This is a genomic window from Flavobacterium sp. P1_E4, from assembly GCF_056405915.1.
On the sequence record NZ_JBFUBE010000011.1, the window covers coordinates 38,564 to 50,405 of the forward strand.

Annotated in this window: 12 protein-coding genes; 8 read left to right on the forward strand and 4 right to left on the reverse strand. The window is 33.5% G+C overall.

Features of this window, described 5'->3' with window-relative positions; translation table 11 throughout:
• Positions 1–29: 29 nt before the first annotated feature.
• Positions 30–2,531 (reverse strand): DUF5686 and carboxypeptidase-like regulatory domain-containing protein, encoded by a 2,502-nt coding sequence (locus tag AC1DY0_RS11660; protein ID WP_477188772.1) that lies wholly within the window; start codon positions 2,529–2,531, stop codon positions 30–32.
• Between the two features lie 62 nt (positions 2,532–2,593).
• On the reverse strand, positions 2,594–3,571 hold the full coding sequence (locus tag AC1DY0_RS11665) for a pyruvate dehydrogenase complex E1 component subunit beta (protein WP_477188773.1): 978 nt from the start codon (positions 3,569–3,571) through the stop codon (positions 2,594–2,596).
• Between the two features lie 447 nt (positions 3,572–4,018).
• On the opposite strand from AC1DY0_RS11665, the gene AC1DY0_RS11670 reads away from it, so the two are divergent.
• The 4 genes from AC1DY0_RS11670 (at position 4,019) to AC1DY0_RS11685 (ending at position 7,546) form a co-directional block, all read left to right on the forward strand.
• Positions 4,019–4,765, forward strand: coding sequence for an electron transfer flavoprotein subunit beta/FixA family protein (locus tag AC1DY0_RS11670; protein WP_477188774.1), 747 nt, complete (start codon positions 4,019–4,021; stop codon positions 4,763–4,765).
• An 83-nt stretch (positions 4,766–4,848) separates the two neighbouring features.
• A complete protein-coding gene (locus tag AC1DY0_RS11675) occupies positions 4,849–5,817 on the forward strand; it encodes an electron transfer flavoprotein subunit alpha/FixB family protein (protein ID WP_477188775.1) in 969 nt (322 codons plus the stop codon).
• A gap of 163 nt (positions 5,818–5,980) precedes the next feature.
• A complete protein-coding gene (locus AC1DY0_RS11680; RefSeq protein WP_477188776.1) occupies positions 5,981–6,604 on the forward strand; it encodes a bifunctional nuclease family protein in 624 nt (207 codons plus the stop codon).
• A gap of 90 nt (positions 6,605–6,694) precedes the next feature.
• Positions 6,695–7,546, forward strand: a complete 852-nt coding sequence (locus AC1DY0_RS11685) for a thymidylate synthase (RefSeq protein ID WP_477188777.1) — start codon at positions 6,695–6,697, stop codon at positions 7,544–7,546.
• Positions 7,547–7,584: 38 nt separating this feature from the next.
• Here AC1DY0_RS11685 and AC1DY0_RS11690 read toward each other — a convergent pair whose 3' ends face one another.
• Positions 7,585–7,881 carry an isoamylase early set domain-containing protein gene (locus tag AC1DY0_RS11690; RefSeq protein ID WP_477188778.1) on the reverse strand — a complete coding sequence of 99 codons (297 nt, stop codon included), beginning with the start codon at positions 7,879–7,881 and terminating at the stop codon, positions 7,585–7,587.
• 234 nt (positions 7,882–8,115) lie between these two features.
• Here AC1DY0_RS11690 and AC1DY0_RS11695 point away from each other — a divergent pair, with 234 nt between their 5' ends.
• The 4 genes from AC1DY0_RS11695 to porT all read left to right on the forward strand — a co-directional run bounded on the left by AC1DY0_RS11695 (position 8,116) and on the right by porT (position 11,055).
• Positions 8,116–8,448: a 2TM domain-containing protein gene (locus AC1DY0_RS11695; protein ID WP_477188779.1), complete on the forward strand. Its 333-nt coding sequence runs from the start codon at positions 8,116–8,118 to the stop codon at positions 8,446–8,448.
• Between the two features lie 11 nt (positions 8,449–8,459).
• Complete coding sequence (locus AC1DY0_RS11700; RefSeq protein ID WP_477188780.1) at positions 8,460–8,942, forward strand: dihydrofolate reductase; 483 nt, start codon at positions 8,460–8,462, stop codon at positions 8,940–8,942.
• 626 nt (positions 8,943–9,568) lie between these two features.
• Positions 9,569–10,300, forward strand: coding sequence for a bifunctional demethylmenaquinone methyltransferase/2-methoxy-6-polyprenyl-1,4-benzoquinol methylase UbiE (ubiE, locus tag AC1DY0_RS11705; RefSeq protein WP_477188781.1), 732 nt, complete (start codon positions 9,569–9,571; stop codon positions 10,298–10,300).
• A gap of 23 nt (positions 10,301–10,323) precedes the next feature.
• Positions 10,324–11,055, forward strand: a complete 732-nt coding sequence (porT, locus tag AC1DY0_RS11710) for a type IX secretion/gliding motility protein PorT/SprT (protein WP_477188782.1) — start codon at positions 10,324–10,326, stop codon at positions 11,053–11,055.
• 12 nt (positions 11,056–11,067) lie between these two features.
• Here porT and AC1DY0_RS11715 read toward each other — a convergent pair whose 3' ends face one another.
• A complete protein-coding gene (locus tag AC1DY0_RS11715; RefSeq protein ID WP_477188783.1) occupies positions 11,068–11,796 on the reverse strand; it encodes a TrmH family RNA methyltransferase in 729 nt (242 codons plus the stop codon).
• Positions 11,797–11,842 lie beyond the last annotated feature (46 nt).

Sequence of the window (11,842 nt, forward strand, 5' to 3'; positions counted from 1 at the left end):
AACCTGAAGAAAGCAAATTTAATTTAACATTAAAAATAGAAACCAAACGAGCCTTTTACGGCAAATCTATTTGCATTTGGTGTGTCAAGATAATTGCCTCTCCAAGAAAAATCCAATCGGAACACCTTGAAGATGTTGCCAATTCCCACGTTGTATTCCCAATACGGGTTCTCGGGGGCCGTATAGACAACTCCCGAAGCATTTATGGCTCTGTTGGCATCCGAAACGGTTCCGTAAGCGGCTTTTACACCTACGAATTCTCTCCAATTAAGTTTTCGCATAAAAGGAACTCTGGCGAACAACCTTCCGTTGAAATCATGATTCCATTGGAATGTAGCATACTTATCAGTTATAAATTCGTAATAATTAAGATTGCTGAATGTGTTTTCAATAGTGAAAAATGTCTGGTTTCCAGGTACAATGCTCAACAATCCCAAAGGAACAGTTCCAAAAGTTTTTCCAAGTTCCAATATCAGATTGGTACGACCAAGCGGGCCAATAATTATAGGCTGTTTGTAATATATTTCAATTTTTTTATAATTAAAATCGCTATTGATAATTCCTTTGTACCCTTGGCTGTAATTTACAAATAGGGTGGTGTATGGACTACTCGCTATGCTTCTTTCAACACCATAAGCAATAGTTCTTCGGTTGGGTGTATACTCAGCTTGAATATTGAACTCCGATTGAGTTGTGGTGCTTTTTACAATACCTGAGGGATTTGCCGCCGAGGGCAAAGTAGTATAATAATCCAGACTAAAAACAGGCGAGGCCGATTCCAGTGTTTTGTATGTTAGTCCCGTTTGAAATGTTAAGTTTTTTATAGGCTCCATTGCAATGTAGGCATTGGTCAGTCCTATATTGGTTAATTTTCCATTGGATCCCGTGGTGAAAAAAGCCGAAGAACCAAAATTCCTAGCCAATATATCATTGGTTGTGGTCAGGCTAGCTCCCAATTGTTCAATATCACGCCTGTTTCCACCAGAAATAATAATTCGGTTTTTCTTTTCTATCATCCATTTTCCGGCAAAACCATATTTGAATTTATGGTCGTCAAATCCATAGGCCGTAAATGCCTGTATGCGCCAAGGATCATTGGGGCCAAAATAGGTTCGACCTCCTAATTGAGTCCTGAAACCCTCAACCTCATTGTATCCAAAGCTGGAAAAAATAGGCCCAAAATCAAATCCATCATAATTTATATATCCGCTTGCGAGTATTGTTACTATGTCCGTGAGTCGCTTAAATGCCTTGACGGTTTGTAGTGTATCGAGCATTTTATAAACGCCTTGCTCGTCTTTGCTTAATTTTTCGAAACGATTTTGTTCCCAATATTCATCACTCTTTTTATATACTTCGTTGTCGATAAAATTCACTTCTTCTTTATAAAACTTAGCGGGTTTTTCGATATTGAATTTATGATTTTGATAATAGGTCGTTCGCTTTCCGTAGATTCCTTTTGATTTTTCTTTTTTGTTTACGGCAAAATCTGACATCAAGTAGTCTTTGGTCAGCAGAAAAATGGAGTCGTTCAAGACATCAAATTCTTGTTCGACATAAATATCCTTTACCCAGTTGATGTTAGCACTTTTGGTAACGGCCATATTGATTTTTTTGATGGCAAATGTGGTGTCATTAACCCAAAAATCTCCTTTGAAAGTCAGTTCATTTTTTCGTCTTGGATAAAAAACAATGTTGTAGCACCATTTTTTGTCAATATAGGTGCTGTCTCTCAAAACATAATTGTAGACATCTATTCCTGTTGTAGAAAGAGGGCTGGTGAAGGTTTTATCAAATAATGCAATGTAATTATTGTAGATATTATAATCCGAATACAGATCTTTTATAAAAGACAAAATTTGCTGATTTCCTTCAAAGCCAGAAGTTTTATTGGCTTTTGTAATCTCTTTTACTTTTGGTATTTTGTTATCACCGTAAACATCTATCAATGCTTCATTAACAAAAATAGGTAGATAGGTTTTTCCAGTTACTTTTGAAGTGTCCACATGGTCAAAAATGAATTCCATACCTTTGAAAATCTTTTGTTTTCTATAGGCGCTGTCAATGGAATTAATGTCAAATTCAACTTTTTCATATTTCTCCATTTGGTATTGGTCAAATTGATACAGACCATTTTTACGCTTTTTAGCCCAAATTTTTCTCAGAATGTCAAGTGCAGGATTGTTCTTTTTGGAAGTTTTACCGGTATAGACAACCACTTCTTTCAAGCTTTCCTGTTCGCTTAATTCGATTGTAAAATTATAATTGACTGATTTGGTAAGGGTAATTTCTTTTTCAGAAAAACCAACTGAGCTTATTACTAACGTAGTATAGCTATTTGGAGATTCCATATAAAACCGCCCGTCTTCGTTCGTGACAGTTCCTATACTGGAGTTTTTAAAGACTACATTGGCAAATGGAATTGGCTGTTTGGATTTGTCAATAACAATGCCGCTCACTTTTGTTTGTGCGAAAATTTGGGGTGTTACCACAAATAAAAAGAAGGCTATAATCGGTAGGATTTTCTTCATGATATAAAAAAAAGCTTCATCAAATGGAGGGTTGATGAAGCTTTTTAAATTGTTGTTTTCTATTATTTGTATAATACTTTCTTAACCGCTTTCACAACATCTGCAGCATTTGGCAACCATTCTTTCAATAATACTGGAGAATATGGTGCTGGAGTATCAGCAGTTGTAATACGTTGTATTGGCGCATCAAGGAAATCAAAAGCTTGTTCTTGAACTAAGAAGGCAATCTCAGAAGATACACTTGCAAAAGGCCAAGCTTCTTCAAGAATTACTAATCTATTCGTTTTTTTAACAGAAGTTAAAATAGCATCCTTATCCATTGGGCGAACAGTTCTCAAGTCGATAATTTCACATGAAATACCTTCTTTAGCCAATTCATCGGCAGCGATATAAGCTTCTTTGATGATTTTTCCGAAAGAAACAATAGTTACATCTGTTCCTTCACGTTTGATATCAGCAACTCCAATAGGAATAGTGTATTCACCATCTGGAACTTCACCTTTATCACCATACATTTGTTCTGATTCCATGAAAATAACTGGGTCATTATCACGAATAGCCGATTTCAATAAACCTTTGGCATCATAAACATTCGATGGAACCACAACTTTAAGTCCTGGAGTATTGGCAAACCAGTTCTCGATTGCTTGTGAGTGTGTTGCTCCCAATTGTCCTGCCGAAGCAGTAGGTCCACGAAAAACGATTGGCACATTAAATTGCCCACCAGTCATCTGACGCATTTTGGCAGCATTATTTATAATTTGATCAATTCCAACCAAACAAAAGTTGAAAGTCATATATTCAACGATCGGGCGACATCCATTCATTGCTGATCCAACTGCAATTCCAGTAAAACCAAGTTCGGCGATTGGCGTGTCAATTACTCTTTTTTCACCAAATTCGGCAAGCATTCCTTTAGATGCTTTATAGGCACCATTGTATTCCGCTACCTCTTCACCCATTAAGTATATGGACTCATCGCGACGCATTTCTTCGCTCATTGCTTCACAAATGGCCTCTCTAAATTGTATCGTTCTCATATTTATATAGTCTGTGTGTAATTTTTAGAAATGCAAAAATAATTATTTTAAATTACTTAAAAGCATAAATCACTTTAAAATAACAAGGTTTTATACTATTGTTTTTTTTAGGAGCTATTTCCAGCTATCCGCTATATCTTCTTGTGGTCTCGTTAGAAAAAAACGAGGCCACAAGAAGGATGCCGCTACTATCTGGGCTAGGGAATTGTTGCTGAATTGAAAATTGTGGTATCAAAATTTCATTTGGATGAATGCCAGATCTGAATAAGTTGCTTAAATCACAAAATTGGCTCAGTTATTTATAATAATTCTGATTAAAACATTAATTACTCTAATGTGATTTGCGAAATCGTAATAGTTGTAAAAAATATTATGCATGCATAGTATATTATTCGATTTATTATTTTAAATTTGTCAAAGAAAAAAAAGAATTTAATATATATTATTATGAAAATATTAGTTTGCATCAGCCACGTTCCTGATACTACTTCAAAAATCAACTTCACTAACGGAGACGCTGAGTTTGATATCAATGGAGTTCAATATGTAATTAATCCAAATGACGAATTTGGTCTAACCCGAGCCATTTGGTTTCAAGAGCAACAAGGTGCTATAGTTACAGTAGTAAATGTTGGTGGGCCAGAAACAGAGCCTACTTTGAGAAAAGCATTAGCGATAGGTGCTAATGAAGCCATTCGTGTCAACGCTAATCCTACGGATGGATTTTTTGTAGCGAAACAATTGGCAGAAGTAATTAAAAATGGAGGTTACGATGTCGTGATTGCCGGAAAAGAATCATTAGACTATAATGGAGGAATGGTTCCTGGAATGATTGCTGGGATTTTAGGATACAACTTTTTGAACTCATGTACAGGTATCACCGTTGATGGAGCTAATGTAACTGCTGTTCGTGAAATAGATGGAGGTAAAGAAACAGTAAGTACCTCATTACCTATTATCATTGGAGGTCAAAAAGGAATTGTAGAGGAGAAAGATTTACGAATCCCGAATATGAGAGGAATTATGACTGCTAGAACTAAAGCATTAACAATCCTTGAGCCTGTTGACGCTGCCGTAAATACCAAAGCGGTGAAGTTTGAAAAGCCAGCTCCTAAATCGGCGGTTAAATTAATTTCGGCTGATAATTTGGATGAATTAATTAATTTATTGCACAACGAAGCTAAGGTAATATAATTTTAAATTATGAATTTTTAAGTTGTGAACTAACATTCTCAAAACATTTAAAATTTATAATTCAACATTTAAAATAAAAAAATATGTCAATATTAATATATGCAGAATCTGCAGAAGGAAAATTTAAAAAAGTAGCATTAGAATTAGCTTCTTATGCCAAAAAAGTAGCAGAATCATTAGGAACAACCGTAACGGCAGTGACTGTAAACGCAGGAGATGTTTCTGAATTGTCAAAATACGGAGTAGACAAAGTCTTGAAAGTAAGCAATGATAAATTAGCTGGTTTTACTGCCAAAGCTTATGCTGATGTTATCAAACAAGCTGCACAGAAAGAGGCTACTAAAGTGGTTTTGTTATCTTCTACAACAGACAGTATTTACTTAGCTTCATTGGTAGCTGTAGCGTTAGAAGCTGGTTATGCTTCAAATGTTGTTGGTTTGCCAGTAAGCACTTCGCCATTTCAAGTAAAAAGAACCGCTTTTTCAAACAAAGCTTTCAATATAACAGAAATCAATACCGATGTAAAAGTATTATCAATCGGTAAAAACTCTTATGGTATTTTTGAAAGTGCTTCATCATTAACCGAAGAAGATTTTAATCCAACTATCGGAGATGCTGATTTTGGAGTAAAAGTAACATCTGTTGAAAAAGTCTCAGGTAAAGTTTCTATCGCAGATGCTGATATCGTTGTTTCTGCAGGACGTGGCCTTAAAGGACCTGAGAACTGGGGAATGATTGAAGAATTAGCGTCAGTTCTTGGAGCTGCAACTGCTTGTTCAAAACCGGTATCTGATTTAGGATGGAGACCTCATGGAGAACACGTTGGTCAAACTGGAAAACCAGTTGCTACGAATTTATATATAGCTATTGGAATCTCTGGAGCTATTCAGCATATTGCGGGTATCAACTCTTCTAAAGTAAAAGTGGTTATCAATAGTGATCCAGAAGCTCCTTTCTTTAAAGTAGCCGACTATGGAATTGTAGGAGATGCGTTCGAAATTGTACCACAATTAATAACAAAATTCAAAGCTTTTAAAGAGCAACAATCATAGATATTTAATTTCTACTATAATTAGCTACCTAAAAATAAGATAATCGTATCTTTGCTTTAGGTAGCTTTTTTGTTCCATATATTTTGATTAAAATTGCACATTATTTAAAACAAGGAAAAAGACATAATTAATTAGAGTACTTAGTGCTTCCCATTATACCAACATGAGCTTAGTTAAATTATCTATAAAAGGAATTTCATACAGTCAAACTCAAAATGGCGCTTATGCGTTAATTTTAAATGAGGTTGATGGGGAAAGGAAATTGCCTATCGTTATTGGAGCATTCGAGGCTCAGTCTATTGCAATTGCTTTAGAGAAAGAAATTAAGCCACCACGTCCTTTGACACATGATTTGTTTAAAAATTTTGCAGAGCGATTTGATATTGTGGTAAAACAAGTGATTATTCACAAACTAGTAGATGGTGTTTTCTATTCTAGCATTATTTGCGAAAGAGATAAAATTGAAGAAATAATTGATGCCAGAACTTCGGATGCTATTGCTTTAGCTATTCGATTTAATGCTCCTATTTTTACCTATAAAAACATTTTGGACAAAGCGGGTATTTTCTTGAAAGCGAATCCTCTTGAAACAGATTCGCCAAATGAAATGGAAGATATTCTTTCTAATCCTGAAACTTTTGGAAATACTGAAAGCAACGAATCGGGTAGTACATATTCTAATCATACTTTACAGGAATTAAATGAATTGCTGGAACAAGCTGTGGAGCATGAAGATTATGAAAAAGCGGCCAAAATTCGTGATGAAATTTCTAAGAGAGAATCATAATTTAGAATAGTTTAATCGGTAATTTGTTTAATCGTTTTTGTTAGACAAATTGACGAATAAACGAATAAACAGTTTAACAATCAAATACAAATGAAGCAATATCTAGACTTAGTACAACATATTATGCATAATGGTTGTCAAAAAGGAGATCGCACCGGAACTGGTACAAAAAGCGTATTTGGTTATCAAATGCGATTTGATTTGAGTGAAGGTTTTCCGATGGTAACTACCAAGAAATTACACTTAAAATCGATTATTTATGAATTGCTTTGGTTTCTTAAAGGAGATACCAATGTCAAATATCTTCAAGAAAACGGAGTTAAAATATGGGATGCCTGGGCAGATAGCAACGGTGATTTAGGCCCTGTTTATGGTCACCAATGGCGTAATTGGAACAGTGAGGAAATTGACCAGATTAGCCAACTTATTACTGAATTAAAAACAAATCCAAACAGCCGAAGAATGTTAATTTCGGCTTGGAATCCATCGGTTTTACCGGATACAACGAAGTCTTTTGAGGAAAATGTTGCCAATAATAAAGCTGCATTGCCTCCTTGTCATGCCTTTTTTCAGTTTTATGTAGCTTCTCCAGATGAATCTAAAGGAGAGACGAAAGGGAAACTTTCCTGCCAATTGTATCAACGAAGTGCTGATGTCTTTTTGGGAGTTCCTTTTAATATAGCTTCTTATGCATTGTTAACTATGATGATCGCACAAGTTTGTGACCTTGAAGTAGGTGAATTTATACACACATTTGGCGATGCACATATATACAATAACCATTTTGAGCAACTCGAGTTACAACTTACTCGTGAACCAAAACCATTGCCGAAAATGATTTTAAATCCAAATGTGAAAAACATCTTCGATTTTGATTTTGATGATTTTACACTAGAAGGATATGAGCCACATGCCCTAATCAAGGGAAGTGTAGCTGTATAAAATTAAAAAATCCGCTTAAAGCGGATTTTTTTTGATTGTTATACTAGTAATACACTATTTTCGGCTCCCGCGAAATCATTCCACTTGAATGAATCGGCTTCTGGCTCATTTACGTAAGCACCGTCAATTACATATTTGAACTCGTATGCTGAATCTTTATTTAAGTCAAAAGACCCTTTGAAAGTTCCATTTTTTAATTTGCTTAAGGCTCCTTCTTCTTCTTTCCAATTATTAAAATCACCAATTACAGATACTTGATTGGCTTCTTTTGCTTCTACAGAAAAGGTAACCTTACAAACGGGCTTAGTTTTTATAAATTGTTTTTTTACAGACATAACTATTTCATTTTTAAAGTTATAACAAAGTAAATGAAATATTTTTAAGTTTTCACAAACCACCTCATTTTTAGCATAATAGCAAAAAAGTATTCTTTTTTTTACTTTTAAAAGGAAATTGAATCGTTTAAATCTTAATTTAAAAAAAAGAAAACGTTTTCTCTTTAAATATTCAATAATCATAATGGAGACTTTTGAAAATAAATTTTACCTTTATGAGCAAAATTTTAAATCATGGAAAAAGAATTACACGAACAATATGAGTACGCCAGAAACCGAATAAAACAAAAGAAAAGATTATACTATCATTTTGTTTTCTTGATGTTGTTCAGTATTTTCTTGATTGCAGCAGCTTATTTTTTTGATACGGGATTGAATATACATTGGTGTGTTTGGGGGATTACTTTATGGTTATTCTTTTTTATTTTACATTTTATAAAAGTTTTTATAACTGATCGTTTTATGAATAAAAATTGGGAAAGAGACCAGATTGATCGGCTTGTAGCTTTACAGCAAAAAAAAATAGAGCAATTGAAATCCAAAATTGAAGAAACTAATTCTAAATAACACCATTAAGTATGATTATCATGATTGCTGCCGTTGCAGAAAATAATGCACTTGGAAAAAATAACGAGCTAGTTTGGCATTTACCCAATGATTTCAAAAGATTCAAATCCTTAACTACAGGGCATCATATAATAATGGGGAGAAAAACTTTTGAAAGTTTTCCAAAGCCACTTCCTAATAGAACACATGTTGTTATAACACGAAATAAAGACTATAATCCAGGAGGTTGTGTTGTAGTTGATAGTATCGAAAAAGCAATTGCAATTTGCCCGGAAAATGAAACTTCATTTATTATTGGTGGTGGAGAAATTTATAATTTGGGGCTCCCATTTGCAGACCAGCTTGAAATCACGAGAGTGCATCATAGCTTTGATGCAGATGCTTTTTTTCCAGAAATCAATTCCGATGATTGGAAAGAAATTCAATCAGAATTTAATCCTATAGACGATAAGCATCAATTTGCTTATACCTATCAAACATTCGTCAAAGTGTAAATGTTTATTGTTTTGATTCTAAGGTAACATTTAAATAAAACTCAAAAAAAAAGCATCCTAAATATTAGGATGCTTTTTTTAATGATTAGCGGGATGACTCATTCTTGTACTAAGATTTGATAACATAATATACAAATCACAAATATCAATACTATCCCCGAAATGAGAACAATATAGTTTGATAATCTTTGAGAGTACAACTCAAAAAAGCCTTTAGTACCAAATACCACAAAGGTACTAAAGGCAAAGAAAATTAAAATTTCCAAAAACAAATTTAATCCTAAGAACGTATTTTGCGCTTTTAAAATAATACTGCCATTACTGACGGTACCTTCAAAAAATAATACAAGAACAAATGAGATAAATAGCGCAAGAAGCATCCATTTGATTTGGGTCATTAATTCCCGTCTAATCATTTAAAAAAAATATTTAAATTTTAAAGTACAAACATCAGTAATAAAAACAGTTTCCACAATACCCACTTTTGGTGATATTTCAATTATTTTCATTTTTGTTTTTAAATCTGATATTTAATGCAAAAGTAGATTTTCAAATAAAATTTTAACCAAAACCAAAAACACATTTATAGTTTATACAGTTTGTTTATATTTGTACAAACAAAAAAAATGCCAAAAGAAATCACACCCTATAAAGACTCTTCACTCAGTAAAAAAGAACAAGTTGCCAAAATGTTTGATAATATTTCAGGGAACTATGACAGCCTTAATCGAATAATATCGTTTGGTATCGATGTTAAATGGAGAAAAAAAGTGTTGCAGTTGGTTGCCAAGACCAATCCTGAAAAAATATTGGATATTGCAACAGGAACTGGTGATCTTGCTATTTTGATGGCGCAAACGAGAGCTAAAAAAATCATCGGACTTGATATTTCGGCTGGAATGTTGGAGATAGGTGTAAAAAAAATTGAAGAAAAAAAGCTGTCTCAAACTATTGAGATGGTCTTGGGAGATTCCGAAAACATGCCTTTTGAAGATCATTTTTTTGATGCAATAACCGTAGCATTTGGGGTTCGAAATTTTGAACACCTTGAAAAAGGGTTGACAGAAATTTTGAGGGTTCTAAAACCAGGAGGAATTTTTGTTATTTTGGAAACTTCCGTACCGGAGAAAACACCTTATAAACAAGGGTATAGTTTTTATACCAAAAATATTTTACCATTAATAGGAAAGCTGTTTTCAAAGGACAATGTAGCTTATGGTTATTTATCCGAATCTGCTGCTTCTTTTCCTTATGGAGAAGCATTAAACAATATTTTAAGGAAAATTGGGTTTATAAATGTAAAGGCTATGCCACAGACTTTTGGAGTTGCAACTATTTACTCGGCTTCTAAAAAATAATACTGAAAACATTCAGCATAATTATGAAAAAAATAATTGTATTAATTCTATTGACTATTGCCATAAAAGGAAACGCACAAAATTCAAAAAGTATTTTCGGTAAGGATCCTATTATAAATTTAGAAAACTGGCAAAAGAAAAAAATCTATTTTGGTTTTTTTTTAGGATTTAACTCTTATGATTTTAAGATTGATTATAAAAAAATGGAAACGGATCCAGCATATTCAACAGATATTCAAACGGACAATGCTGTGGGATTCAATGTTGGATTAGTGACCAATGTAAGATTGATGGAATATTTGGACTTGCGTTTTGAGCCAGGACTTTATTACGCCAATAGAACGTTACATTATCCTCCTAATATTGGTTTTAATAGTCCAAACGATGCAATCAGAGATATAAACAGTACTTATATTAATTTTCCTTTATTGTTGAAATTTTCTTCTCTTCGAACTGGAAACGTTCGTCCTTATTTATTGGGAGGAGTATCAGCAAATTTGAATTTGTCTAGTAATGCGAAATCCTTAGACGACAATCTAGAAGAGCGATTTAGAGTAAAAAGCTGGACCACCAATTACGAGTTGGGTTTTGGGATTGATATTTTTTCAGAATACTTTATATTTTCTCCATCGATTCGAGGACAATTTGGAATTTCTGACGAATTAATACGTGACAAAGATCCTAACAGTCCTTGGACAGGTAATATTGAGGCTATGAAATCGAGAGGGGTTTTGATTAATTTTACCTTTCACTAAAATTAACTACTTTTAATTTTGTCTTCTGAATTCACTTAGGATAATGGCTGTTGCAGTAGCCACATTTAGACTTTCGGTGATTTGAAGATCTCCAAAACGTGGAATGGTAAGTCTTTTGGTAATCAGTTTTTCTATATTTTCAGAAATTCCGTTGGCTTCATTTCCCATAACTATAATGCCTTCTTGAGGTAAAGTCGTTTTGTAAATGTTTTCACTGTCCATAAAGGTTCCAAAAACAGGTAATTTAGTTTTTGTTATAAAGATATCTAAGTCAACATAATTGACATTTACTCTTGCAATAGAACCCATTGTGGCCTGAACGACTTTAGGATTATAAATGTCAACCGTCTCTTTTGAGCATATTAGTTGCTGGATTCCAAACCAATCACAAAGTCTCAGAATTGTTCCTAAATTGCCAGGATCACGGATAGAGTCAAGGGCAACAACAAGTCCAGATTCAATGATCTCGCTTTCTTGAGGAATTTTGAATACTGCTAAACAAGTATTCGGTGTGGATAAAGCGCTAATTTTATTTAATTCATTTTCTGAAATAACGCTTCTTTTATGAGAGGCAATATCATTAAAGTCTTCATTGGTTGTGTAAAGATGTTCTAATTCAAAATTTGATTTTACTAATTCTTGAATTACTTTTACACCCTCTGCAAAAAACAATTGATTTGCAAAACGATGTTTTTTTTGTTGTAAACTAGATATAAGCTTTGTTTGGTTTTTACTAAGCATAAAAAAATGTACTTTTGAATTAAATATTCTATAATACGAGTCCCCT